This window comes from Amycolatopsis sulphurea (genome assembly GCF_002564045.1).
Taxonomy (GTDB): domain Bacteria; phylum Actinomycetota; class Actinomycetes; order Mycobacteriales; family Pseudonocardiaceae; genus Amycolatopsis; species Amycolatopsis sulphurea.
Window position 1 is genome coordinate 3,936,951 of the sequence record NZ_PDJK01000002.1, and the last position, 23,921, is coordinate 3,960,871.

Genomic DNA, 23,921 nt, shown 5'->3' on the forward strand with positions numbered 1-23,921 from the left:
AGCCCATGGCCGCACAACTGCGGGAGCTTCGCTCGCGCATCAAGGCGACGAAGTCGATCGGCAAGATCACCAAGGCGATGGAGCTCATCGCCACCGCGCGCATCACCAAAGCGCGGGCGAAGGTCGCCGCTTCCCGGCCGTACGCGGACGAGATCACCAAGGTGCTCTCGGCGCTGGCCGGCGCGGCGACGAGTCTCGACCACCCGCTGCTGGTCGAGCGCTCGAACCCGAAGCGCGCCGCGGTACTGGTCGTCACCAGTGACAAGGGCCAGTGCGGTGGATACAACTCCAACGTGCTGAAGGCGACCGAGGAACTGCTCGCGCTGCTGCGCGAGGAGGGCAAAGAGGTCGACGTCTACACCACCGGCAGCAAGGGGCTGAACTACTACCGGTTCCGCAACCGCCCGGTGGCCGGCAGCTGGACCGGGTTCTCCGACCAGCCCGGCTACCCGGACGCGGTGACCGCCGCGGAGACGCTGGTGCAGTCCTTCAACGCCGGGGTCGACGACTCTTCCGGTAATGCCGACGGCATCACCGGGGTGGACGAGATCCACGTCGTCTACACCGAGTTCGTGTCGATGCTGACCCAGCGGCCGGTGGCCAAGCGCGTCGCGCCGCTGGAGGTCGAGTACTCCGAGGGCGAGGACGAGAAGCCCGCCGGGCTGCTGCCGAGCTACGAGTTCGAGCCCAGCGCCGACAAGCTGCTCTCCGCGTTGCTGCCGAAGTACATCAACACCCGGTTGTACTCCGCGCTGCTGGAGTCGGCGGCCTCGGAGCTGGCGGCCCGCCGCACGGCGATGAAGGCGGCCTCGGACAACGCGAACGAACTGGTGAACACGCTGACGCGGGAGGCGAACCAGGCCCGCCAGGCGCAGATCACCCAGGAGATCTCCGAAATCGTCGGTGGCGCGAACGCGCTCACCGCAGCAGGAAGTGATGACTGATGACGAGTACTGAAGCCCCGCGCGCCAAGGGGCGCATCGTCTCGGTGACCGGGCCGGTCGTCGACGTCGAGTTCCCGCGCGGTTCCGTCCCCGACCAGTTCAGCGCGCTCAAGGTCGACATCGAGTTCGAGCAGCTGCGCAAGACGGTCACCCTTGAGGTCGCCAGCCACCTCGGCGACAACCTGGTGCGCACCATTTCGCTGCAGCCGCAGGACGGTCTCGTCCGCGGTGCAGAGGTCACCGACACCGGTGCCCCGATCAGCGTGCCGGTGGGCGACAAGGTCAAGGGCCACGTCTACAACGCGCTCGGCGAGTGCCTCGACGAGCCGGGCTACGGCGCGGACCTCGAGCGCTGGGGCATCCACCGCAACCCGCCGGCCTTCGACCAGCTCGAAGGCAAGACCGAGATGCTGGAGACCGGCCTCAAGGTCGTCGACCTGCTGACCCCGTACGTGCAGGGTGGCAAGATCGGCCTGTTCGGCGGTGCCGGCGTGGGCAAGACGGTGCTGATCAAGGAGATGATCACCCGGGTCGCCCGGAACTTCGGTGGTACCTCGGTGTTCGCCGGCGTCGGCGAGCGCACCCGTGAGGGCAACGACCTGTTCCTGGAGATGTCCGAGGACGGCGTCATCAACGACACCGCCCTGGTCTTCGGCCAGATGGACGAGCCGCCGGGCACCCGGATGCGGGTCGCGCTGTCCGCGCTGACCATGGCGGAGTACTTCCGCGACGTCCAGAACCAGGACGTGCTGCTGTTCATCGACAACATCTTCCGGTTCACCCAGGCCGGTTCCGAGGTCTCCACCCTGCTGGGCCGGATGCCCTCGGCGGTGGGGTACCAGCCGACGCTGGCCGACGAGATGGGTCAGCTGCAGGAGCGGATCACCTCGACCCGGGGTCGCTCGATCACCTCGATGCAGGCGATCTACGTACCCGCGGACGACTACACCGACCCGGCCCCGGCGACCACGTTCGCGCACCTGGACGCCACCACCGAGCTTTCCCGGTCGGTGTTCCAGAAGGGCATCTTCCCGGCGGTGGACCCGCTGGCCTCGACCTCGACCATTCTCGACCCGGCGATCGTCGGCGAGGACCACTACCGGGTGGCCTCCGAGGTCATCCGGATCCTGCAGAAGTACAAGGAGCTGCAGGACATCATCGCGATCCTCGGTATGGACGAGCTTTCCGAAGAGGACAAGCTGACCGTGCAGCGGGCGCGCCGGATCGAGCGGTTCCTGTCCCAGAACATGCTGGTGGCCGAGGCCTTCACGCAGATCCCCGGTTCGACGGTGCCGCTGGCCGAGACCATCGAGTCCTTCGACCGGATCACCAAGGGCGACTTCGACCACTACCCGGAGCAGGCGTTCCTGGGTATCGGCGGGCTCGAGGACCTGGAGAAGAAGTACCGGGAGATCACCGGTAAGTGACGTTCCGGGGCGGCGGGGCGGATGTCCATTGTGGACTGAAAGCCTCGCCGTTCCGGTACCCGAAGCCGGACCTATTACACTCGGCGGTGACCCCGGCGAGCGAAGGAGTGCTACGTGGCTGAGATGTCCGTGGAGCTGGTGGCCGTCGAGCGCCGGCTCTGGTCGGGTACCGCCACCTTCGTGGTGGCGCAGACCACCGAAGGCGAGATCGGCATCATGCCGGGCCACGAGCCGGTCCTCGGCCAGCTCGTGGAGGGTGGCGTGGTGAAGGTGAACACGGTCGACGGTGAGGTGCTCACCGCGGCCGTGCACGGTGGTTTCCTGTCCGTCACCGCCACCGGCGTGAGTGTGCTGGCCGAGAGCGCCGAGCTGTCCGACGAGATCGACGTGGCGGCCGCGCAGGCCGCGCTCAGCACCGGTGACGAGGCCGAGCGAGCCAGGGCCGCGGGCAGGCTCCGCGCGGCCGGGCAAACGGCCTGACCGGGCGAACGCGAACGGAGGCCGGGCCATGGAGATTGCGATCGTGGTGCTGGCTCTCCTGATGGTGCTCGTCCTCGTCGCAGGCTGGTATGGCCAGCGATGGATCCGGATGCGCCGGGGCGGTGGCGTGAGCGTCGCGCTGCGGTGGCGTCCGGACCATCCGCGGGCCGGCTGGCACCTCGGGCTCGGCCGGTACGAGGGCGACAAGTTCGTCTGGTACCGGGTGTGGAGCCTGCGCGCCGGCCCGGACCGGGTCTTCCAGCGCGAGAGCATGCAGATCTCCGACCGGCGGGATCCCTCCGGATCGGAGGCCTACGCGGTGCCGGACGGTTCGACCGTGCTCCGCTGTGAATCCGCCGCCCAGGAAGCGATCGAGATCGCCATGGGACCGGGTGCGCTCACCGGGTTCCTGTCCTGGCTGGAGTCCGCCCCGCCCGGGCGCCGGTTGCCCCGGGCCTCCTGAACCCACAGTCTCGGCACGCCCTGCGCGGTCACCCGGCCGAGTTCCGACGAACTGCGAAGGCTGTGAAGGGTCCCTTCACAGACCCAGAGTCCAGGGTCCCGGCGAAGTCGGTCGGGACCAGTGATCAGCAGAGTGAGCCGTGGCTGCCGCGTCATCATCGACCGGCGCCCGCCGTCTTCGTCGATTGTGCCCGGCAGCGGGGATGTTCGAGATGCGCGATCACCTCGTGGTGTGCGCCGGACTTGTCTCGGGTCTGTGAAGGGGCCCTTCACAGACTCAGAGTCCGTGAAGGGCCCCTTCATGGACCTCCGCAGCCTGCGCATGGCCCCTCACACCGACCTTGCCGACACCCTGGACTCTGAGGCTGCGAAGGGACCCTTCACAGCCTTGCGTCGGAAGGTTCCGCAGCGAGCCCGCGTGCCCCGACGGCCGTGCCCGTCAGCCGCCCGGCCGCCACAGCACGTCACCGTCCGGGTTGGCCAGCCGGGAGAGGATGAACAGCAGGTCGGACAGCCGGTTGAGGTACTTCGCGGCGAACGGGTTCGTCGTCTCGGGCTCGGCCTCCGCCAGCGCCCAGGCGGCGCGTTCCGCTCGGCGGGTCACCGTGCGGGCCTGGTGCAGGTAGGCCGCTCCCGGGGTGCCGCCCGGCAGAATGAACGAGGTCAGCTTCGGCAGCCGCTCGTTGAACTCGTCGCACCAGTCTTCGAGCCGGGTCAGGTACGCCTCGGTGATGCGCAGCGGCTCGTACGGCGGGTTCTCCTGGATCGGCAGGCACAGGTCGGCGCCGACGTCGAACAGGTCGTTCTGGATCCGGCGCAGGACCGTGGTGATCTCCTCGGGCAGCCCGCCGAGCGCGACGGCCAGGCCGAGCACCGAGTTCGCCTCGTCGGTATCGGCGTACGCGGCCAGCCGTGGCGACGTCTTGGGCACCCTTGAGCCGTCGCCGAGGGCAGTGCTGCCGCTGTCGCCGACCTTCGTGTATACGCGGTTGATGCGAACGACCATGCGGCTGACTCTACCCGGCCCCGCGTCGGGCAAAGCTGGGCGAGAGGGCATGATTGGCGGCCATGAGCGAGCACTTCAACGTGCACGGCGGGGCGCGGCTGGTCGGTGAGGTCGAGGTCGTCGGCGCCAAGAACAGCGTGCTGAAGCTGATGGCCGCGGCGCTGCTGGCCGAGGGCACCACGACGATCACGAACTGCCCCCAGATCCTCGACGTCCCCTTGATGGGCGACGTGCTGCGCAGCGTCGGCTGCGAGGTGGAGATCGAGGGCGACACCGCGCGGATCACCACCCCCGCGGAGCTTTCGCACCGGGCGGACTCGACGGCGATGGGCAAGCTGCGTGCCTCGGTGTGCGTGCTGGGCCCGCTGGTCGGCCGGTTGAAGCAGGCCGTGGTGGCGCTGCCCGGCGGGGACGCGATCGGCCAGCGGCCGCTGGACATGCACCAGAACGGGCTCCGCAAGCTCGGCGCGACCAGCACCATCGAGCACGGCTGCGTGGTCGCGAAGGCGGAATCGCTGGTGGGCGCCCAGATCTGGCTGGACTTCCCGAGCGTCGGCGCGACCGAGAACATTCTGATGGCCGCGGTGCTGGCCGAGGGCTCGACGGTGATCGACAACGCCGCGCGCGAGCCGGAGATCGCCGACATCTGCACGATGCTCACCGAAATGGGCGCGAAGATCGAAGGCGTCGGCACGTCCACGCTGACCGTGCACGGCGTCCCGCAGCTGAACCCGACCGAGCACCGCGTGATCGGTGACCGGATCGTCGGCGCGACCTGGGCGTTCGCCGCCTCCATGACGCGCGGCGATCTGACCGTGCGCGGGGTCAACTCGCACCATCTCGACCTGGTGCTGGACAAGCTGCGCCTGGCCGGCGCCGAGGTGACCACCTTCGACGAGAAGGGCTTCCGGGTCGTGCAGCCGGAACGGCCCAAGGCGGTGGACTGGGTGACCCTGCCCTACCCCGGCTTCGCCACCGACCTCCAGCCGTTCGCGGTCGCGCTCTCCGCGGTGTCCGACGGCACGTCGATGATCACGGAGAACGTCTACGAGGCGAGGTTCCGCTTCATCGAGGAGATGATCCGCCTCTCCGGCGACGCCCGCACCGACGGCCACCACGCCGTCGTCCGCGGCGTCGACCGCCTCTCCAGCGCCCCCGTCTGGGCCTCCGACATCCGCGCCGGCGCCGGACTGGTCCTGGCCGGCCTGTGCGCGGACGGCGTGACCCAGGTGTGGGACGTCTTCCACATCGACCGGGGCTATCCGCACTTCGTGGAGAACCTGAACCGCCTCGGCGCCCGTATCGACCGCGTGGCGGGTGAACCGGAACGGGCGTAGACAGTGCCCGTACCCTGGGACTACACGTGAGAAGCGGGGTTCGTGATGACTGCGCTGCCCGACTGGATGGTTTTGCCGCCCGGTGGTTTTGTCCGCCGCTGATTACGAGGCGCTGGACGAAGAGGTCTGCCGGGCCATCGAGATTGTCGACGGAGCCATTGTCGTGAACCCCGCACCCCGCCGGACCTGTCTCGGGTCTGTGAAGGGGCCCTTCACAGACTCAGAGTCCGTGAAGGGCCCCTTCACAGACCTTCGCAGTCTGCGCAGGGCCTCTCACACCGACATTGCCGACATCCTGGAAGCCCTCACGCCACCGCCGGAACGCGTTCGGGCGCGTCCGCCGGGAGCCGGCCGCCGAGTTGTAGTCACCGCGCCAGGCGCCGCGCAGGGCTTGGCAGCCGACGACGACCAGGTACGCGACGCCGAGCCACTTGACCGTCTCGAACACCGGCTGGGCGCGCGTGATGACCGCGCCGAGCCCGAACGCCGCGGCGGTGGCTTGCAGAGTGTTCGCAACGGTAATGCCGAAGCATGCCCACGCCCCGCCTCGCGCACCGCCGGACAGGGCGTTCTTGAGCACCACCATGCTGTCCGGGCCGGGCACAATCGCAAGCAGCATCATCATGGCGAGGAATCCGCCGTACACGCCCACGTCATGCGCGCACGGTAACCGGCTCAGGACTCCAGGGCTAAAGCCGCCCCGAAGCCGAGCAGCGCGGTCCCGGTTACGCCGTCGAGTGTGCGGCGGACCTTGCGCTGGCTCAGCCAAGCGCGTACGCGGTGTACGAAGAACAGCAGCGCCAGCTGCCAGATCGCGCCCAGCACGGCGACCGTGTACGCGAGTACGAGCGCGTCCAAGGTGGTGGTCTGCACTGGGTCGAGGAACTGGGGCAGCACCGACAGGTACAGCACCAGCACCTTCGGGTTGGTGATGTTGGACAGGAAGCCCTCACGCCACCGCCGGAAGCCGCTCGCACGCTTGCGCTGGGTCTGCGCGACAGCGTCGTAGTTGCCCCGCAACGCACCGCGTAGCGCCTGGACGCCGAGGAACACCAGATAGGCCGCGCCGAGCCACTTGAGCGTGAGGAACACCGGCTGCGACCGCGCGATGACCACGCCGAGCCCGAGCGCCGCGGCGGTGCCCTGCACCGCGTTGCCCGCGAAGACCCCGGCTGTGGCGAGGAATCCGCCCCGCGCGCCGCCGGAAAGCGCGTTCTTCAGCATCACCATGGTGTCCGGCCCGGGGGCGAGCACAATGAGGACCACGATCACCAGGTAGCTGCCGTATACGCTCCATGTCACGTCTGTCCACGGTAGAGCCTGGATCGGCCGCAGTCTCGCGGATTTCCGTCACAGTGCCGGGCAACCCGGGCGAAGCGGACAGCGTGTCCTCTTCGGAACGGGGAGGCAGGCATGTACCCACTGGCCGAAGGCGAACAGCTGCTCTGGTCCGGGCGCCCGCCAGGGGTGTCGGCAAAGTCGGTGTGGGGGCCCTGCGTAGCTGCGGAGGGCTGTGAAGGGACCCTTCACGGACTCTGAGTCCGTGAAGGGTCCCTTCACGGACTCGAAACCGGTCGGGCCGCCACGGCTCTCTCTGCTGATCACGGGCCCTCGACCAACTTTGCCGGGGCCCTGCGGACGCCCGCAGCGGTACGTGCGGCGGTACCGCGATTACCACTACTACCTGTCGGTGGCGACCCTGCTCCTCGGCGGGGTCGTCCTGACTGCCCGCTTCGACCTGCAGCTCTGGAACCTACTCGGCTGGGGGGCCGTACTGGGGCTGCTGATCGGCACCGCCTGCGAACGCAACCGCGACCGGCGTGAGTTCGTCGCCGCGACCACCTATCTGGTCACCGACCGCCGGCTGATCTTCGTCTCGCAGGGGGAGCCCGGGATCGAGTTCCGCTGGATCGGGCTCGCCGATCTCCGCCCGCCGCGGGTGCAGGGGCATGGCGACGGTATCGGCACGATCGACTTCCACCCCACAGCTCTTGAGTGGCTGAAGGACCAGGGGTACCGGTCCGGCCCGCGTGGGTTCCGATCCTGCCCGAGCTGATGGCCATCCCCGACGCCGCACAGGTCGCCGCCCTGATCACGCGGAACGGTGCGGACGCCCGGGCCGTGGTGAGTCAGGGATCCGGGTCCAGGCGTCCGGAAGGTCAGGACAGCCGTCCTGACGCCTGAATTGCTGTCCACTATGGACTGTCGTGGGTCGCCTGGCCGCACACTTCGGCCCACGGAGCACTTTCCGTCGGCGTGATTCCGGGGCTACCGTCGGGGCATGGGCGAGTACGAGCACCTCCTCGTGAAGCGGGACGGGGACACGATCACCGTCACCATGAACCGTGCGGCGCGGCGAAATTCACTGTCCGCCGAGCACCTCGGTGAGTTGCTTGCGGCGTTTCAGGAAGCGGGCCGTTCGGACGCGACCGGCATCGTGCTGGCCGGCGCCGGTCCGGTGTTCTCCGCCGGGCACGACTTTGGCGACGTCGCCGCGCGCGACCTGATGGGCGTACGCGAGCTGCTCACGCTCTGCACCGAGCTGATGCGGACCATGCAGTCGGTTCCGCAGGTGGTGCTCGCGCGCGTGCACGGGTTGGCCACTGCCGCCGGCTGCCAGCTGGTCGCGTCCTGCGACCTCGCGGTGGCTGCGGAGTCCGCCGGTTTTGCGCTGCCCGGCGGCAAAGGCGGCTGGTTCTGCCACACCCCGGCGGTCCCGGTGGCCCGCTCGATCGGCCGTAAGCGCCTGATGGAGCTGGCCCTGACCGGAGACGTGGTGGACGCCGCGACCGCGCTCGACTGGGGGCTGGTCAACCGCGTGGTCCCGGACGCAGAGCTGGACGAAGCTGTGGCCGCCCTCCTGGCGCGCGCCACCCGGGGCAGCCGGGCGAGCAAGGCGATGGGGAAGCAGACGTTGTACGCGCAGCTCGATCGCCCGGAAGCGGACGCGTACGCGATCGCGCTGGAAGTCATGGCCTCGGCCTCGCAGCTGCCTGGCGCGCGCGAGGGAATGGCGGCGTTCCTGGAGAAGCGCAAGCCGGACTGGACGGACTGACCGGGGTCAGCGTCGTTCGTGCAGGAGCAGCAAGGTGTAGGCGGCGACGGTCTGCGCGTCCAGGATCTCGCCGGACGCGATCATCTTCTCCACCTCGTTCCGGCCGAACCAGGCGGTGCGCATGTCCTGCTCCTCCGGTTCCCGCTCCGGCTCGCCCTCGGTCAGGCCGGTGGCCAGGTACACGTGGCCACGCTGGCTGGTCAGGCCGGGGGCGACTTCGAGCAGGCCGATCTCGGTCATGGTCTCCGCCCGCAGCCCGGTCTCCTCGCGTAGCTCGCGGCGGGCCAGCTCGGCGGGCGGCACCTCGGCGAGATCGGGCGCGGTGCCCTGGACGAACTCCCAGCGGCGCGCCCCGACGGGGTAGCGGAACTGCTCGACCAGGTGCATCCGGTCACCCGCCAGCGGGATCACCAGTGCGTAGGTCGGTTTGTCGATCACGCCGTAGATGCCGGGGCTGCCGTCCGCACGGCGGGTGGCGTCCTCGCGCACCGTCATCCAGTTGTTCCGATACACCTCGCGGGTCGCGACACGCTGAACGGGGTCCACCCGTTCAGTATCACCGAGCCTGTCCTACCCTCGGCGGGTGCGTCTCGTGATCGCTCGGTGCCAGGTCGGCTACGCCGGCCGCCTCACCGCCCACCCGCTGCTCGTCAAGTCGGACGGCTCGGTGTCGGTGCATTCCGACGACCGTGGCCACAGGCAGGCCAATCCGGGGTGGAGACACTGGTCTCCAGCCATGAAGCGGATCGGTGCTGCTCTCCACAGGCTCTCTGGGGGATCGATCACGAAGGGATGGGCGCAGTGAGGCTCGTAGTCGCTCGCTGTCAGGTGGACTACATCGGTCGGCTTACCGCGCATCTGCCGATGGCCAACCGAGTGCTCATGGTGAAAGCGGATGGCTCGGTTCTCGTTCATTCGGATGGTGGCTCCTATAAGCCTCTCAATTGGATGTCTCCTCCTTGCTGGCTTATTGAAGATCCGGATATCTGGACGGTGCAGAACAAGGCCGGTGAAAAGCTGGTGATCACGATCGACAAGATCATGCATGACTCGAAGCACGAGCTGGGTGTGGATCCGGGCTTGCAAAAGGATGGCGTCGAAGCACACTTGCAAGAGTTGCTGGCCGAGCACATCAAGACCCTTGGCGACGGTTACACACTGGTCCGCCGCGAGTTTCCGACGGCGATCGGGCCGGTCGACATCATGGCCCGAGACGCTGACGGCGCAAGTGTGGCGGTGGAGATCAAGAGGCGTGGCGAGATCGACGGTGTGGAACAGTTGACGCGTTACCTCGAACTGCTCAATCGTGACCCGCTGCTCGCCCCGGTGCAGGGCGTATTCGCGGCGCAGGTCATCAAGCCCCAAGCCCGCACGCTCGCTCAGGACCGGGGTATCCGGTGCGTGGTGCTGGACTATGACGCCTTGCGCGGTACCGACTCCGACGAGTTCCGCCTGTTCTGACCGACGGATCACGGTGGCCTTGTGTGCTACACGGAGGTCACATTCAATGCGGCAAGATTATGAGCGCCCTCAATGCGGTGACATGTTGTGCTGCCGGTCTGAACGTGCTCAACCGGTGGCTTCGACCAGGATTGGCTCCGTGGTAAAGCGATGCCGGCCAGGGAGCTGCATCCTGGCGGAGCAATGCATCGATGTCCTAAGTCAAACCCCAGCTTCGGGGTTCCATGCCTTGAGGTAGGGCGTGGCGATGGGTGCGTTCTTGACCAGGGCGCTGCGCCACGGCAGTACACCCTCGCGTTGCAACCTGCCGATGACAACGACAGGGTGTACTCCTCGATCATTCGCAACGGTGTTGATCCATTGAGCGCCGATTCGCGAAGGTGGTCTGGGGAGAGGTTGATCGAAAACCCAGCTGGATGCGAGCTCATCTGCCTGGTCCTCGTCACCCAAAGTACGATCGTCCTCGTCGATGAGAGGTTTTCCGTTCTTGGAAACGTCGCCGCGAACTACATGAGCAATCTCGTGTAAAAGGGTGAACAGTACCTTGTCGAGACGTTGACCCCGGCCGGACAGTGCAATGACTGGGCCGGTCCCGTCCGCATAGGACGCACCGGAGATTTTGCTGGATGGGAATGCCTCCACGAACACCAGGCGAACTCCGGCGGCGCCGAATTGTTCCGGTAGGCTCGTGAGGCCGCTTGGGTCGCGAACCAGACGACTTACTTGCCTCGCAAGTTCTTCGAGCATGCGGTGCGAAAAAGTGTGGGATGACCTCTTGGAGGCGACTCTCCGCACGCAGGCGAACCAGCCGTTCTGGGTCGGTGTGAGTGGTTTGTCCTTGTTGGCGCGCCGTGCCGCCATTTGCCATGGGGGTCGTTCGTCGAGGGTTTCGATTCCCATGAGCTGCATGAGCTGCTGGGCCTGGCCGGCAGTGGACGTGGCCGTTATGATTCCGCGCTTGCGCAGTACGGTCATGGGGGCCAACGCGTTGATCTTTGCCCGTGTCTTGACGTCGTCGAGGTCCTCCTGAGTATCCGGATCTAGCCGCTGCTTCCAGAGAAAATAGGAATCCTGCAAGTTGAGCCAAAACTCGGCACTGGTCCCGAATGCTGCTCCGATCTGCGCGGCAGATTTCCGCGTGATCTCCTTCTTGCCCTGAATGATCTCGGAGACAAACTGGGTTGGGCGCCCCAGGATCTCGGCGAACTCGACTTGAGTCCATCCCCGGGCCGCCAGCTCGTCAGCGAGGTGCTCCCCGGCGGGAAACACCTCGGCGAGTGTGGTGTCCATGAGCGATTCCCTAGTGGTAGTCGACGACTTCGATGATGACTGCGATGCGGTCGCCGTTGGTCTTGAATGTGACGATCAGCCGGTATTGGTCGTTGAGGCGCATCGAGTGCTGTCCCGCTCGGTCACCCCGCAACAGTTCCAAGCGAAGGCCGCGAAGCGCGTACAGGTCACGCTCGTCTTTCGCGGCCACGATGCGCTGGACCGTCTTCCGATAGGCCTTGACGACGTCGCGACCCCATCCCTTCGGCGCAAAAGTGGCGTCTTCGGCCAGTCGACGCAGCTTCTCGTCGCTGTACTCGACTCGCAACTTGCCCTCACTTCATCACCCCTGGGCCGAAGCCCCGTGTGAGCATGAAGGCTACCTTTCGTTCTCGGGCGGACCGCCGTCCGGTCTTTGTTAGCTAGTGTACAGGTGTTCACCTCTAAGGTGAAGTGATGAGTATGATCAGGGGTGATAGTGGTTCCCGCTGTCAACCAGCCCGCAGTGAGGAGGTGGGGTGACTGTTCGGGGTGGAGTCGGACGCTTCGTGTCCGGGCAGATACGGGTTGACGGTGTATGCGCCCGGTCCCCAAGGCGGTTCCGGGTTTGTCGTGACGAGACTGTTGGGCAGTCGGCCCGCGCGGCTGCGGACGCTCGGCTTCCTGGGCGGCACCTGTGGTCGTGGCCGAGGAGGCGGTCGCGGTGAGGGCCCGGGCGCGCGCGTCCCCCTAGTGTGTTCGCCGCGCAGATCATCAAACCGCAGACCCGTACGCTCGCCGAGGACCGCGGCATCCGCTGCCGGACCACTCGACTACGACGCCCTGTGTGGTACCGACTCTGACGAGTTCCGCCTGTTCTGAGCTTCCCCCGCCGCTTCGCGCCCCGGCGGCAGCCGCCGCAGCGGTCCGCGATGCCCTCGCCCCTGGATCTGAGCGGCCAATGTGTGCCTGCGACGGCTCATCCACTTGTCGCCCTCTGCGCGGTTCGCCGGGCTGAACCTCCCTCCGACTCTGCCCGAACGGGCATTGCGCTGGATGGCCGACCAGGTTGCATCGCACGTCGGAACGCCCGGTCGGCCACGGGATCGACCACGACCGAACACGTGGTCTGGTCCACCGGATAAATCACAGGTCAGCCATCTGTTGGAAAGTTCCGCAGTGTCGGCGTGACCCCTCGGGAGTCATGCAGTACTGTCCGGTCGGCAGGGACGATGGTGTTTCCTGTGGGAGAATGTTTGATTCGGAGGTGGCCGGGTGCTCGTCCTCGCCGACGCGAACCTGCGGCTCAACGCGAGTCCGATCGACTACATCGAGCTGGCGTTCTATTTCCTGCTGGTGCTGGGCATCGGCTATCTCGCCCGGCGGCAGGTGTCCAGCAGTCTGGACTTCCTGCTCTCCGGCCGCTCACTACCGGCCTGGGTGACCGGCCTCGCGTTCATCTCCGCGAACCTCGGCGCGGTCGAGGTGATGGGCATGTCCGCGAACGGGGTGCTCTACGGCCTGCCGACGGTGCACTACTTCTGGATCGGCGCCATCCCGGCGATGCTGTTCCTCGGCCTGGTGATGATGCCGTTCTACTACGGCTCCAAGGTCCGCAGCGTGCCGGAGTTCATGCGCCGCCGGTTCGGCAAGCCCGCGCACCTGGTCAACGGCATCAGCTTCGCGGCCGCGCAGATCCTGATCGCGGGCGCGAACCTGTTCCTGCTGGCCAGTGTGGTCAACCTACTGCTGGGCTGGCCGCTGTGGGTGTCCATTGTGGTGGCCGCCGCGATCGTGCTCGCCTACACCGCGCTCGGCGGGCTCTCCGCGGCGATCTACAACGAGGTGCTGCAGTTCTTCGTGATCGTGGTGGCGCTGCTGCCGCTCACGATCGTCGGCCTGGTCAAGGTCGGGGGCTGGCAGGGCCTGGTGGACAAGGTCACCCACAGCCCGGGCGGTTCCGCGCAGCTGCACTCCTGGCCCGGTGACAACCTGACCGGCTTCGGCAACAACTTCCTGTCCGTGCTGGGCATCGTGTTCGGTCTCGGCTTCGTGCTCTCCTTCGGCTACTGGACCACGAACTTCGTCGAGGTCCAGCGCGCGATGGCGTCGAAGAGCATGTCCGCCGCGCGGCGCACGCCGATCATCGGCGCGTTCCCGAAGATGCTGGTCCCGTTCATCGTCATCATCCCCGGCATGATCGCCGGTGTGGTGGTGCCGGAGTACTTGCGCGACAAGGGAATCCTGCTCGACGGCGGTACCGCGCCGAGTGGTGTCACGGCGAACAACGCGTTGCTGCTGCTGATGCGGGACCTGCTGCCCAACGGCATCCTCGGCATCGCGATCGCCGGTCTGCTCGCCTCGTTCATGGCCGGTATGGCGGCGAACCTCAGCTCCTTCAACACGGTGTTCACGTACGACATCTGGCAGACGTACGTGAAGAAGGACAAGCCGGACGGTTACTACCTGCGGCTCGGCCGGAGCATCACGGTGGTCGCCACGATTCTGGCCATCGGCACCGCGTTCATCGCGTCGAACTCCTCGAACATCCTGAACTACCTGCAGGATCTGTTCTCCTTCTTCAACGCGCCGCTGTTCGCCACCTTCATCCTCGGCATGTTCTGGAAGCGGATGACCCCGCACGCGGGCTGGAGCGGCCTGGTGTTCGGCACGCTGAGCGCGGTCACCGTGTGGAGCCTTTCGCAGGCCGAGGTCCTGCCGCTGACCGGACAGGGCATCAGCTTCGTGGCCGCCGGTACCGCGTTCGCGGTGGACATCGTGGTCAGTGTGGCGGTCTCGCTGGCCACCCGGCCGAGGGCGGACGCCGAACTCGTGGGGCTGGTCTATTCGCTGACCCCGCGGGATTCCCTCAAACACGACGCGACCGGCGAGAACGCCGGCTGGTACCGCAAGCCGGGCCTGCTGGCCGGCATCGTGCTCGTGATAACCATCGGTCTGAACATCATCTTCTGAGGAGGCCCGCATGACCGAGTCCTCGCGGCCGCGCAAGGCGGGCGCCTTCGACATCCGGCTGATCATCTCGCTGCTGCTCGGCGTCTACGGCGTGGTCCTGACCGTGATGGGCCTGGCCTTCACCTCGGACGCCGACCGGGAGAAGGCGGCCGGGGTGAACATCAACCTGTGGGCCGGGATCGGCCTGCTGGTGGTCACCGCGATGTTCGTGCTGTGGACCGTGCTGCGCCCGCTGACGGTGCCGCAGGCCGCTGCGGAACCGGCCGAATAACCGGGTTGTGGCCACGTCCGGTAGCCCGGCCCGCTAGGTTTCCGGACGTGGTGCACGATCGCCGGCCCGGCCGGTTCCCGAAGCTTTCCGCCCTCGTCGCGGCCGGCGCGCTGGTGGTCTCCGGCTGCGGGCACGGGAGCCTCGGCAAGGAGAACTTCGCCCCCACCACCGTGCCTGCGTCGGCGAGCGTCGCGTCCACGGCGGTGGTGGACGATCCGGCGACTACCGCCGAGGTGCTGCGGAATCTGCAGCCGTGCCAGTTCGTCGGCCCGGAGGCGCTGAAGCAGCTGGGCACGCCGCAAGGGGAACCGGCGCCGTCCGCCGTGCGGTTCGACGTCTGCACTGCTTCGGTGACCGACGCCGGCGGCAAGAACCTCTCGGTGGAGGTTTCCCTCGGCAGGCCGGTGAGCATCACCGCGCAGAAGATCACCGGTCAGGTGGACGGCCTGCCCCGGCTGGAGGCGCCCGGTGCCGGCGCCGAGTCGTGCACGGCCGGTGTGCTCACTTCGCGAAAGCCGGACCTCGGCGTCTTGTTCGCGCTCAACTACCCCGACGGGGACGCCTGCCCGGCGGGGCGCACACTGGCCGCCGAGGCTGCGAAGATCCTGCACCGGACACCGCAGAAGTACGCCCCGGGCGCGGGCAGCCTGGTCACCGCCGATCCGTGCGCGATGCTGGACCCGAGCGTGGTGGACGCCGTGGCCAAGGACGCCAAGCCCGAGGTCACCGGTCTGCACAGCTGCCGATGGGGCACCACCGCGTCGCTGGAAGTGCTGCTGCTGCCGGGGCGCCCGCTGCTGGAGGGCGACGGCTGGCAGAAGGTCGACATCGGCTCGCCCGGCCAGGCCTTCGAGAAACAACGCCCGTCCGGTCCGGGGAGCTGCCAGGTGCACTGGCAGCACCGCCCGTGGCAGCAGGGCTATTTCGAAATCGCCCAGGTGGAGTACCAGAACGGAGCTCCGGGCGCCGATGATCCCTGCGGCCAGGCTGTCCCGGCCGCGAAACAGCTGGCCGCCGAACTGCCCAAGCCGTGAAGGGGCCCTTCACGGACTCAGAGTCCGTGAAGGGCCCCTTCACAGCTTCTTCGCCGGAGCCGTGGAGCCGCTAAGTTGAAGGTTGCCCACCACGTCGACGTGTCGGAGGCTCCGCATGAAGAAGATCATCAACGATCCGGCCACGGTGGTCGCCGAGTCGCTGAGAGGACTCGCCGTCGCCCATGCGGACCTGCTGCGGGTGCGGGACGATCCGGCGCTGGTCGTCCGGGCGGACGCCCCGGTTCCGGGCAAGGTCGCGGTGATCTCGGGCGGCGGTTCCGGCCACGAGCCCCTGCACGGCGGGTTCGTCGGGCCGGGGATGCTCGACGCGGCGGTGCCCGGCGCGGTTTTCACCTCGCCGACGCCGGACGCGGTGCAGGCGGCGCTCGCCGAGACCACCGGCCCGGCCGGTGCGCTGCTGATCGTCAAGAACTACACCGGCGACGTGCTCAACTTCGAGACCGCCGCGGAGCTGGCCGCGGTCGACGACCTCGACGTGCGCAGTGTGGTGATCGACGACGACGTCGCGGTCAAGGACTCGACCTTCACCGCCGGGCGCCGCGGCGTCGGCGGCACGGTGCTGCTGGAGAAGCTCACCGGGGCCGCGGCCGCCCGCGGCGACACGCTGGACGCGGTGGAAGCGCTGGCGCGCAAGGTGATCGGGCAAGTTCGCTCGATCGGGGTCGCGCTCACGGCGCCGACCGTGCCGCATGTCGGCCAGCCCAGTTTCGACCTGGGCCCGGACGAGATCGAGTTCGGTATCGGCATCCACGGGGAGCCGGGTCGCGAGCGGATCCCGGCCGAACCGGCCGACGCGCTGCTGGCCCGGATGGTCGAGGCGGTGGCTTCTGATCTGCCGTTCGCCGCGGGCGACCGGGTGCTGCTGTTCACCAATTCGATGGGCGCCACCCCGCAGCTGGAGCTGTACCTCGCGCACGGCATCGCCGAGCGGCTGCTGGCCGAGCGTGGCATCGTGGTCGAGCGCAGGCTGGTCGGCCCGTACATCACGAGCCTGGAGATGCAGGGCATCAGCCTGACCCTGTTGAAACTGGACGACGAGCTGACGCAGCTGTGGGACGCCCCGGTGCGCACCCCGGCTCTGCGGTGGGGGATCTGATGAGTTGTTCTGCCGAGGGTGTCGCCGCGGCGCTGCGCGAGGCCGCCGAGGTGGTCGCGGAGCACCGCAGTGAGCTGGTGGAGCTGGATCGGGTGATCGGGGACGCGGACCACGGCGAGAACCTGAGCCGGGGCTTCACCGCGATGGTCGCCGTCCTGGAGACGGAGGTGCCGCCGACCCCCGCCGCGGTGCTGAAGCTCGCGGCCACCACGTTGATCTCCAAGGTCGGTGGCGCGGCGGGTCCGTTGTACGGCACGGCTTTCCTGCGTGCGTCGGCGAAGCTCGGTGACGCCGCGGAGCTTGATCCGCCGTTGCTGATCGAAGCGCTGCGTGCCGCGCTGGAAGGCGTGCAGGCGCGGGGCAAGGCGGTCGGCGGGGACGCGACGATGGTCGACGCGCTGATCCCGGCCCTGTCCGCGGCCGAAGGGGCGGCCGGTGGCTCGGTGGCCGAGGTGCTCGCCGCCGCGGCGGAAGGGGCCGATCGCGGCGCGGAGTCCACTGTGGACTTGGTGCCGCGCAAGGGCCGGGCGTCCTATCTCGGCGAGCGGGCGGTGGGGCACATGGACCCGGGCGCGCGCTCGACCGCGTTGCTGCTGCACGCTTTCGCGGAGGCGGCCCGGTGACCGTCGGAATCGTTCTCGTGTCGCACAGCGCGAAACTGGCCGAGGGGCTGGCCGAGCTGGCCGGTCAGATGGCACCCGACGTACGCATCGTGCCCGCCGGCGGGCTGTCCGACGATGGTGGTCTCGGCACCGACTACGACGAAGTCGTGGCCGCCACCCAGCGGGCCGATTCCGGCGACGGCGTGGTCCTGCTCTACGACCTGGGCAGCGCGCAGATGACCGCCGAGCTGGCCGTGGAGTCGCTCGCCGACCCGTCGGCCGCCGTGGTCGCGGATGCGCCGCTGGTGGAAGGTGCCGTGGCGGCGGCTGTGGCTGCCCAGTCGGGCGCGAACCGCAAGGCGGTGGGCGAGGCGGCGGCAGGCGCCGGTCTCGCACCCGACCTGGCGGCCGTCGAAGCCTCCGCGGACGACGGCGGTGAGGAGAAGGCGTTCACGCTGACCAACGACGTCGGCCTGCACGCGCGTCCGGCGGCGGTGCTGGTGCGGAGCCTGGCCGGGTTCGAGGCGGACGTCTCGGTACGGCTGGGCGCGCGCGAAGCGGACGCGCACAGCGTGCTGGCGCTGATGTCGCTGGGTGCGCGGCAGGGGGACCGGATCGTGGTCCGGGCCTGCGGTCCGCAGGCGGCGGAGGTACTCGCCAGGGTGACCGAGCTGGTGGGCACGAACTTCGGCGAGTGATTTCCGGGGCGGGCTCCGGAGAGTATCCCTCCGGAGCCCGCGCTACGGCCTCGTCGTGCTGTCCGAAGTGGACGGGGTGGCTTCGCCCGGCGGCAGGAGCGGGCCGCCCGCCCAGTGCTGGAAGACCAGATTCGTGTGCACGCGGGCGATTTCGTCGCGGGCGGTCAGCTCGTCGAGCACGAGGCGCTGCAGTTCGCCGGCGGAGGCGACGGCGACGTGGGCGAGGAAATCGTCCGGGCCGGTCAGGTGGTAGACCGCGCGGACCTCGGGCAGGCCGAGCAGGTGCCGGACGAACGCGTCGACCAGCGGCCGCCGGTGGGGCCGGACCTGCACGAACAGGAACGCCTCCAGGGGGCGCCCGAGTTTCGCGGCGTCCACGGCCGCGTGCTGGCCGGTGATCACGCCCGTCTCGCGCAGCCGGTTGACCCGGTCGAGGCAGGTGGAGGGCGCGATCCCGACCGCGGCCGCGAGATCCTTGTTGGTGATCCGGGCATCGTTCTGCAGCTGACGCAGGATCTCAAGATCAACCGGACTCAGTTCGACAGAAGCGGTCATGTGCGAACAATATCCGAGACTATTGCCTGATATCCGGTGAAGAGCCGACGATGCGGCTATGACCTCCTTGCTGCACACGCGTGCTGTCCACGCCGGTCGCGACGATCTCGCCGACCTCGGCCTGCACGCCGCCCCGATCGATTTCTCCACCACCTACCCTTCGCGGGACAGTGCCGAGGAGGCCCGGCGGATCGACGCGTTCGCCGCGGGCGAGGACGTCACCGGCATCTACGGCCGGATCGGCAATCCGACGGTCGAGCGGTTCGAACAGGCGCTCGCCGAACTGGAGGGCTTCGACCACGCGGTCGCCTTCGCCAGCGGGATGGCCGCCGTGTCGGCCTGCCTGCTTTCCGCGGTGATGCAAGGGAAACCGCACATCGTCGGCGTCCGCCCGCTCTACGGCGGCACGGACCACCTGCTCACCACCGGACTGCTCGGCACCGAGGTCACCTGGACGGCGGCGGAGGATGTGGCCGGTGCGCTGCGGCCGGACACCGGGCTGGTCTTCGTGGAGAGCCCGGCGAACCCGACCCTGTCCGAACTCGATCTCGCCGCATTGGCGGAAACCTGCGGCGCGGTGCCGGTCCTGGCGGACAACACCTTCGCCACGCCGGTGCTGCAGCGGCCCGGACAGCACGGTGCGCAGCTGGTGCTGCACAGCGCGACGAAGTTCCTCGGCGGTCACGGCGACGTGATGGGTGGCGTGGTCGCCTGCGGTGCCGAGGAAGCCGCCCGCTTGCGGGGCCTGCGGTTCGCGACCGGCGGCGTCCTGCACCCGCTGGCCGGATATCTGTTGCTGCGCGGCCTTTCCACCCTGCCACTGCGGGTGAAAGCCGCCTCGGCGACCGCGGCCGGACTCGTCGAACGGCTTGCCACGCATCCCGCGGTGCACGCCGTGCACTACCCGAAACTGGGTGGCCCGCTCGTCTCCTTCGCAGTGACCGGCGACCCGCACGCGGTGATCGGCGCGGTCCGGCTGATCACTCCCGCGGTGAGTCTCGGCAGCGTCGACACGCTCATCCAGCACCCGGCGTCACTGACGCACCGCATGGTCGCCGAGGACGATCGCACCGGCTCCGGCATCACCGGCGGCCTGCTCCGGCTGTCCGTGGGGCTGGAGGACATCGAGGACCTGTGGCTGGATCTGGACCAGGCGCTGAAATCCTGCTAACCGCCGCAACAGCCGCCTCCGCAGCACCCGCCGGACGGGGCGGGGGCGGCTGAACCGGTGAGCGCGACCGTGGTCAGCAGCTTGACGGTGTCGGTGTGGCCGCCGGGGCACAGCGCGGGCGAGCCGGATTCGCTCATCGGCCGCTGAAGCTCGAACGTCTCGGTGCAGTCGCGGCAGCGGTAGGCGTAGGTGGGCATGCGGTGATTATCGCCGCTCGCGCCCGGCGGTGGGAAGCTGTCAGGGTGGATGTACCTCACTACGCGGATGTTCCGCACCTCGGCCAGGTCGCTCCGTCCCTGCTCGCCGCGCTGGGCGTGTCCGGGGAGGCGCGCACGCTCGAGGTACCCGAGTGCCGCAGCGCCTGCGTACTGCTCGTCGACGGGCTCGGCTGGCAGCTGCTGGCCGAGCACGCGGCCGACGCGCCGGTGCTGACGGAGCTGGCGAAGAGCCCGCTGCGCGTGGGATACCCGTCAACCACGGCGGCCGGCCTCGCGGCCATCGGTACCGGCCTCGCGTCCGGCGAACACGGGATGGTCGGCTATACCTTCGAGGTGCCCGGCGCCGGCGTGCTGAACGCCCTGCGCTGGCGTTCCCATGAGGACGGCAGCGATCTGCGCGGTGCGCTGCCGCCACGCGACGTACAACCGTTGCCCACGACGTTCGAGCGCGCGGCCGCCGCCGGACTCGATGCCGTCGCGGTGTCGTCCGCCCAGTTCGCCGACACGGCGATGACCAAAGCGACGCAGGGCGGCGCGCGGTACGCCGGTGTACACGCGCTCGGCGACCTCGCCGCGCGTACGCTGGAAGTGTTGTCGTCGCGGGCTTTCTGCTACGCCTACCACGGCGAGCTGGACCTCGTCGGGCACCTGTACGGCCCCGGTTCGACCGCGTGGCGAATGCAGCTGCGACAGGTCGACCGTCTCGTGGAGTCGATTGTGGACGGTCTGCCACCCGGTGCTGTGCTAGCCGTCGTCGCCGACCACGGCATGGTGCGTATCGGGGAGAAACTCGACCTCGAAGCCACTCCGGAACTACTCGCCGGCGTACGCGCTTTCGGCGGCGAGGTGCGAGCACGGCACGTGTACACCGAACCGGGCGCCGAAGCCGACGTACGCCAGACATGGCAGACCGTGCTCGGCGAGCGTGCGTGGGTCCGCTCCCGCGACGAGGCGATCGAGGAAGGCTGGTTCGGCACCGTCAGCGACCGCGTACGCCCCCGGATCGGCAACGTGGTCGCTGCGGCGCGTGGGACCTTCGGCATGGTCCGAGAACTCGGGGAGTCGGTCGAATCGTCCCTGCTCGGCCAGCACGGTTCGTTCACCGAGGCGGAACAGCTGGTGCCGCTGGTGCTGGCGGCGGGGTGAGTGACCCCCGTCCCGACGGCCCCGGACAGCCGGTACCGCTGATCCTTGCGACGGACCGAGCCCTTACCGTTGCTCGCGTGCCCCGACGCAACCGCCCCGGCCGGGCCCGCCCCGGACCGGCCGAACGACCGGACCCCGGCGCGGCCAGCGGCTGGGCAAGCACCGAATCGGCGCCGGACGGGGATTGGCTGGTGCGCACCGTCCCCGGCGCGCAGGCGGGCAAGACCTACCGCTGCCCCGGCTGCGATCACGAGATCCGCCCCGGCACTCCGCACCTGGTGACCTGGCCCGCCGACGACACCGGCGGCGTCGCCGACCGCAGGCACTGGCACCGCCCGTGCTGGGCCGCCCGCGCCCGCCGCCGCCCCGGCCGGTGACCTCCTCGTCCGGGAATCCCCACGGCGCCGACACTTCCGGCAGCACACGCCGCTCGTCCGGCGAGCCACGGCCAACGTCCACAATGGACTCAGCTCCGGAGGATGCCTGAGCCGCGGCCGCTCAGCTTACCGCCGGGTGCCCTGCCGGCGCCGCTCACGGCCGCAAACACGGCTCACCGCCGCGCGTCCTGACTGGCGCCGCACGCCGGGCACCCGCGTTCATGCCACACGTTCGGCTGGCTGCCCCTCATCCGGCTCGCGCTGGACACTGGCGCTCCCGGCTCACGCTGGACACTGCCGCTCCCGGCTTACGTCGGACACTGCCGCTCATCCGGCTTACGCCGGACGCTGGCGCTCATCCGGCTCGCGTTGGACATTTGCGTTCATGCCGGATACCCGCCTCACGCCGCTGCCCCGGCCCACGGCCGCACGCCGCCCATTGCCGCGCGCCCTGGCTGGCGCCGCGCGCCGGGCACCCGCGTTCATGCCGTACGTTCGGCTGGCTGCCGCTCATCCGGCTCACGCCGGACACCGCCGCTACCCGCCTCACTGCCGTTCACCCGGCTCACACTGGACACTTTCGCTTACGCCGGATACCCGGCTCACGCTGCTCACCGCGGGTCACGCGGCTGCCCAGCTCACCGCCGCACGCCGCCCACGGCTGCTCGCCGCCGCACCCGAGGCTGACACCAGGCCCATCCCGTTCCACACCCCTCGAAGGTAACTCCCAGGTACGACAGAATTCCGCCATGACCGAACTGCCCCTCCTGCTGCTGCACGCCTTCCCGCTCGACGCCCGGATGTGGGACCAGGTGCGCGCACCACTGGCCGAACGGCTCCGCGTGATCACGCCCGACCAGCGCGGTTTCGGCCGCAGCCCGTTGCCGGAGACCGAACGCGAGCCGGAACTCGGCGACGCCGCCCGCGATGTGCTCGCGTTGCTCGACAAGCTCGGTCTCGACCGGGTGGTGCTCGGCGGCTGCTCGATGGGCAGCTACCTGACGATGGCCCTCCTCCGCCTCGCGCCGGAACGCGTCGGCGGGCTGGTCCTGATCGACACCAAGGCGACCGCCGACACCCCGGAAGCCGCGCAGCACCGGCTCGACCTGGCGACTCGCGCCGAGGCCGAAGGTGTCACCGGCTGGCTGGCCGAGCAGAACCTGCCCGCCCTGCTTGCGGACACCGCAGCACCTGAGGTCGTCGAGCGGGTGCGCGGGCTGATCGACGGCCAGCCGCCGTCCGGCGTCGCCTGGGCCGCCCGCGCGATGCGGAACCGGCCGGACGCCACGGACGTGTTGCGGCAGGCCGAAGTCCCGGCGTTGGTGATCGTCGGCGAGCGGGACGCGCTCACCCCGCTCGACGCCGCGAACACGATGGTCGGGGCGTTGCCGGACCCGACCCTCGCCGTCATCCCGGACGCCGGGCACCTCACCCCGCTCGAAGCCCCTGCGAGCGTCACCGAGGCAATCCTCGGCTGGTACCCGGTCAGCTGAAGTAGGTGCGCAAGGCAGTCTCAGCTTCCGCAGCACGGTGTGGGAAGCGCTCTGCGATGAAGGAACCGCCAAGCGACGGCGAACAGCTCCCGAAGCTGCGTACACGTGGCAAGAACTGCTTCGTCTGCTTCGCCGGGGTACGCGGCCAGCACCTCCGGGCTGCCTTGCTTGGCGAGAATCGCCAGATCCCACTCAAGCGGTCCGCGCCAGGTGTCCTCGAAGTCGAGCCAGCACGGTCCGTCCGCGGTCGCCAGGAGGTTGCCCGGGTGCGCGTCGCCGTGCAGCGGGCGGCCCGGTCCTGACGGGAGATTCTCGGCCAGCCGCAGGGTTTCCGTCCGTATCCGGTCGCTCGCGCCGGGTGGCAGCGTCGCGGTCCGGTCGGCCGTACGCAGCAGCTCGTCCACCGGGCCGCGTGGAGGTAATTCGCCCGGATAGTCACGCAGAGCGTCGTGCACCTGCGCCAGAGATCTTACGGTCTCCCTCACCCCGTGCCGATGGTCCGGATCGTGGCGGGTCCAGTGTCAGAGCGTGACCGGCAGTCCGGCCGCGATATGCGGTCCGGCCGGGGGATCCGTGGTCGGTGAGACGACGCGCACACCACGTTCGGTGAGGTACGTCGACACCGCCACGTCACGCGCGAGCCACGGGGTCGGGTCCGGCCGCAGCAGACGCGTGGTGCCGGGTACCCGTGCCACCACCGGACCCATTCTCACCAGCACGTTCGAGCGTTCGTGGAGGACTGCGGCGCGGTCGGTGGGAAGCCCGAAGCGGCGCCCGGTGGCGACTGCCACGGCGACCGCCGCGGCGGTGTGGGAGCCGGTCATCCGGCGATCCAAGCAGCCGGTG

At 69.0% G+C, this 23,921-nt stretch carries 29 protein-coding genes and 1 pseudogene; 20 read left to right on the forward strand and 10 right to left on the reverse strand.

The features are described from left to right. The first annotated feature begins 5 nt into the window (after window positions 1–5). The 4 genes from ATK36_RS24125 (at window position 6) to ATK36_RS24140 (ending at window position 3,314) form a co-directional block, all read left to right on the forward strand. Window positions 6–944, forward strand: coding sequence for a F0F1 ATP synthase subunit gamma (locus tag ATK36_RS24125; protein WP_098513577.1), 939 nt, complete (start codon window positions 6–8; stop codon window positions 942–944). Beyond that, the gene (atpD, locus tag ATK36_RS24130; protein WP_098513578.1) at window positions 944–2,371 is read left to right on the forward strand and encodes a F0F1 ATP synthase subunit beta; all 1,428 of its coding nucleotides are present in this window, start codon (window positions 944–946) and stop codon (window positions 2,369–2,371) included. The genes ATK36_RS24125 and atpD overlap by 1 nt, the downstream gene beginning before the upstream one ends. A 114-nt stretch (window positions 2,372–2,485) precedes the next feature. Continuing rightward, window positions 2,486–2,851 carry a F0F1 ATP synthase subunit epsilon gene (locus ATK36_RS24135; protein ID WP_098513579.1) on the forward strand — a complete coding sequence of 122 codons (366 nt, stop codon included), beginning with the start codon at window positions 2,486–2,488 and terminating at the stop codon, window positions 2,849–2,851. A gap of 28 nt (window positions 2,852–2,879) precedes the next feature. Further along, window positions 2,880–3,314, forward strand: coding sequence for a DUF2550 domain-containing protein (locus ATK36_RS24140; protein ID WP_098513580.1), 435 nt, complete (start codon window positions 2,880–2,882; stop codon window positions 3,312–3,314). A 438-nt stretch (window positions 3,315–3,752) separates the two neighbouring features. Here ATK36_RS24140 and ATK36_RS24145 read toward each other — a convergent pair whose 3' ends face one another. After that, window positions 3,753–4,319 carry a cob(I)yrinic acid a,c-diamide adenosyltransferase gene (locus ATK36_RS24145; protein WP_098513581.1) on the reverse strand — a complete coding sequence of 189 codons (567 nt, stop codon included), beginning with the start codon at window positions 4,317–4,319 and terminating at the stop codon, window positions 3,753–3,755. A 62-nt stretch (window positions 4,320–4,381) separates the two neighbouring features. On the opposite strand from ATK36_RS24145, the gene murA reads away from it, so the two are divergent. Continuing rightward, on the forward strand, window positions 4,382–5,656 hold the full coding sequence (gene murA, locus ATK36_RS24150) for a UDP-N-acetylglucosamine 1-carboxyvinyltransferase (protein ID WP_098513582.1): 1,275 nt from the start codon (window positions 4,382–4,384) through the stop codon (window positions 5,654–5,656). A 220-nt stretch (window positions 5,657–5,876) separates the two neighbouring features. Here the strand turns inward: murA and ATK36_RS24155 are convergent, their stop codons facing one another. Then, entirely contained in the window at window positions 5,877–6,308 is a 432-nt protein-coding gene (locus ATK36_RS24155) for a LysE family translocator (protein ID WP_245915064.1), read from the reverse strand. Between the two features lie 23 nt (window positions 6,309–6,331). Continuing rightward, entirely contained in the window at window positions 6,332–6,958 is a 627-nt protein-coding gene (locus ATK36_RS24160) for a LysE family translocator (RefSeq protein ID WP_098513583.1), read from the reverse strand. Window positions 6,959–7,310: 352 nt separating this feature from the next. Here ATK36_RS24160 and ATK36_RS24165 point away from each other — a divergent pair, with 352 nt between their 5' ends. Then, entirely contained in the window at window positions 7,311–7,712 is a 402-nt protein-coding gene (locus tag ATK36_RS24165; protein WP_098513584.1) for a hypothetical protein, read from the forward strand. Window positions 7,713–7,937: 225 nt separating this feature from the next. Then, window positions 7,938–8,711 carry an enoyl-CoA hydratase-related protein gene (locus ATK36_RS24170; RefSeq protein WP_098513585.1) on the forward strand — a complete coding sequence of 258 codons (774 nt, stop codon included), beginning with the start codon at window positions 7,938–7,940 and terminating at the stop codon, window positions 8,709–8,711. A gap of 6 nt (window positions 8,712–8,717) precedes the next feature. Here the strand turns inward: ATK36_RS24170 and ATK36_RS24175 are convergent, their stop codons facing one another. Next, window positions 8,718–9,257: an NUDIX domain-containing protein gene (locus ATK36_RS24175; protein WP_098513586.1), complete on the reverse strand. Its 540-nt coding sequence runs from the start codon at window positions 9,255–9,257 to the stop codon at window positions 8,718–8,720. A 37-nt stretch (window positions 9,258–9,294) separates the two neighbouring features. Between ATK36_RS24175 and ATK36_RS34815 the strand changes: the two genes are divergently transcribed. Further along, window positions 9,295–9,516, forward strand: coding sequence for a hypothetical protein (locus tag ATK36_RS34815; protein ID WP_423682844.1), 222 nt, complete (start codon window positions 9,295–9,297; stop codon window positions 9,514–9,516). Next, window positions 9,513–10,172, forward strand: coding sequence for an endonuclease NucS (gene nucS, locus ATK36_RS24185; RefSeq protein WP_098515145.1), 660 nt, complete (start codon window positions 9,513–9,515; stop codon window positions 10,170–10,172). The genes ATK36_RS34815 and nucS overlap by 4 nt, the downstream gene beginning before the upstream one ends. Before the next feature lie 201 nt (window positions 10,173–10,373). On the opposite strand, the gene ATK36_RS24190 is transcribed toward nucS, so the two are convergent. Both ATK36_RS24190 and ATK36_RS24195 read right to left on the reverse strand, forming a co-directional pair. Then, entirely contained in the window at window positions 10,374–11,462 is a 1,089-nt protein-coding gene (locus tag ATK36_RS24190) for a helix-turn-helix domain-containing protein (protein ID WP_098513587.1), read from the reverse strand. A gap of 10 nt (window positions 11,463–11,472) precedes the next feature. After that, window positions 11,473–11,769, reverse strand: coding sequence for a type II toxin-antitoxin system RelE/ParE family toxin (locus ATK36_RS24195; protein ID WP_098513588.1), 297 nt, complete (start codon window positions 11,767–11,769; stop codon window positions 11,473–11,475). 406 nt (window positions 11,770–12,175) lie between these two features. Between ATK36_RS24195 and ATK36_RS24200 the strand changes: the two are divergent. From ATK36_RS24200 to dhaM, 7 genes and pseudogenes are all read left to right on the forward strand, one after another. Continuing rightward, window positions 12,176–12,302: pseudogene (locus ATK36_RS24200) on the forward strand (endonuclease NucS domain-containing protein); the annotation flags it as partial. Window positions 12,303–12,695: 393 nt separating this feature from the next. Continuing rightward, the gene (locus tag ATK36_RS24205) at window positions 12,696–14,393 is read left to right on the forward strand and encodes a sodium:solute symporter family protein (RefSeq protein WP_098513589.1); all 1,698 of its coding nucleotides are present in this window, start codon (window positions 12,696–12,698) and stop codon (window positions 14,391–14,393) included. A 10-nt stretch (window positions 14,394–14,403) separates the two neighbouring features. Further along, complete coding sequence (locus tag ATK36_RS24210; RefSeq protein WP_098513590.1) at window positions 14,404–14,664, forward strand: hypothetical protein; 261 nt, start codon at window positions 14,404–14,406, stop codon at window positions 14,662–14,664. A gap of 47 nt (window positions 14,665–14,711) precedes the next feature. Beyond that, window positions 14,712–15,698 carry a DUF3558 domain-containing protein gene (locus tag ATK36_RS24215; protein ID WP_170069885.1) on the forward strand — a complete coding sequence of 329 codons (987 nt, stop codon included), beginning with the start codon at window positions 14,712–14,714 and terminating at the stop codon, window positions 15,696–15,698. A gap of 115 nt (window positions 15,699–15,813) precedes the next feature. After that, complete coding sequence (gene dhaK, locus ATK36_RS24220; RefSeq protein ID WP_098513591.1) at window positions 15,814–16,815, forward strand: dihydroxyacetone kinase subunit DhaK; 1,002 nt, start codon at window positions 15,814–15,816, stop codon at window positions 16,813–16,815. Further along, the gene (gene dhaL, locus ATK36_RS24225; protein WP_098513592.1) at window positions 16,815–17,438 is read left to right on the forward strand and encodes a dihydroxyacetone kinase subunit DhaL; all 624 of its coding nucleotides are present in this window, start codon (window positions 16,815–16,817) and stop codon (window positions 17,436–17,438) included. The genes dhaK and dhaL overlap by 1 nt, the downstream gene beginning before the upstream one ends. After that, window positions 17,435–18,115 (forward strand): dihydroxyacetone kinase phosphoryl donor subunit DhaM, encoded by a 681-nt coding sequence (dhaM, locus tag ATK36_RS24230; protein WP_098513593.1) that lies wholly within the window; start codon window positions 17,435–17,437, stop codon window positions 18,113–18,115. The genes dhaL and dhaM overlap by 4 nt, the downstream gene beginning before the upstream one ends. Before the next feature lie 42 nt (window positions 18,116–18,157). Here the strand turns inward: dhaM and ATK36_RS24235 are convergent, their stop codons facing one another. Next, on the reverse strand, window positions 18,158–18,670 hold the full coding sequence (locus ATK36_RS24235; protein WP_098513594.1) for an Lrp/AsnC family transcriptional regulator: 513 nt from the start codon (window positions 18,668–18,670) through the stop codon (window positions 18,158–18,160). Window positions 18,671–18,728: 58 nt separating this feature from the next. On the opposite strand from ATK36_RS24235, the gene ATK36_RS24240 reads away from it, so the two are divergent. Continuing rightward, complete coding sequence (locus tag ATK36_RS24240; protein WP_098513595.1) at window positions 18,729–19,841, forward strand: trans-sulfuration enzyme family protein; 1,113 nt, start codon at window positions 18,729–18,731, stop codon at window positions 19,839–19,841. Here ATK36_RS24240 and ATK36_RS24245 read toward each other — a convergent pair. Continuing rightward, the gene (locus ATK36_RS24245) at window positions 19,838–20,038 is read right to left on the reverse strand and encodes an FmdB family zinc ribbon protein (protein WP_098513596.1); all 201 of its coding nucleotides are present in this window, start codon (window positions 20,036–20,038) and stop codon (window positions 19,838–19,840) included. The two genes, ATK36_RS24240 and ATK36_RS24245, sit on opposite strands and share 4 nt — an antisense overlap. A gap of 45 nt (window positions 20,039–20,083) precedes the next feature. Between ATK36_RS24245 and ATK36_RS24250 the strand changes: the two genes are divergently transcribed. The 3 genes from ATK36_RS24250 to ATK36_RS24260 all read left to right on the forward strand — a co-directional run bounded on the left by ATK36_RS24250 (window position 20,084) and on the right by ATK36_RS24260 (window position 23,075). Then, a complete protein-coding gene (locus tag ATK36_RS24250; protein ID WP_098513597.1) occupies window positions 20,084–21,205 on the forward strand; it encodes an alkaline phosphatase family protein in 1,122 nt (373 codons plus the stop codon). A 77-nt stretch (window positions 21,206–21,282) separates the two neighbouring features. Then, window positions 21,283–21,582, forward strand: a complete 300-nt coding sequence (locus ATK36_RS24255; protein ID WP_098513598.1) for a hypothetical protein — start codon at window positions 21,283–21,285, stop codon at window positions 21,580–21,582. A 749-nt stretch (window positions 21,583–22,331) separates the two neighbouring features. Next, a complete protein-coding gene (locus ATK36_RS24260) occupies window positions 22,332–23,075 on the forward strand; it encodes an alpha/beta fold hydrolase (RefSeq protein ID WP_098513599.1) in 744 nt (247 codons plus the stop codon). A gap of 20 nt (window positions 23,076–23,095) precedes the next feature. Here the strand turns inward: ATK36_RS24260 and ATK36_RS34820 are convergent, their stop codons facing one another. Next, complete coding sequence (locus ATK36_RS34820; RefSeq protein WP_425427397.1) at window positions 23,096–23,560, reverse strand: phosphotransferase family protein; 465 nt, start codon at window positions 23,558–23,560, stop codon at window positions 23,096–23,098. A 36-nt stretch (window positions 23,561–23,596) separates the two neighbouring features. Beyond that, window positions 23,597–23,899 (reverse strand): hypothetical protein, encoded by a 303-nt coding sequence (locus ATK36_RS34825; RefSeq protein WP_425427398.1) that lies wholly within the window; start codon window positions 23,897–23,899, stop codon window positions 23,597–23,599. Between the last annotated feature and the right edge of the window lie 22 nt (window positions 23,900–23,921).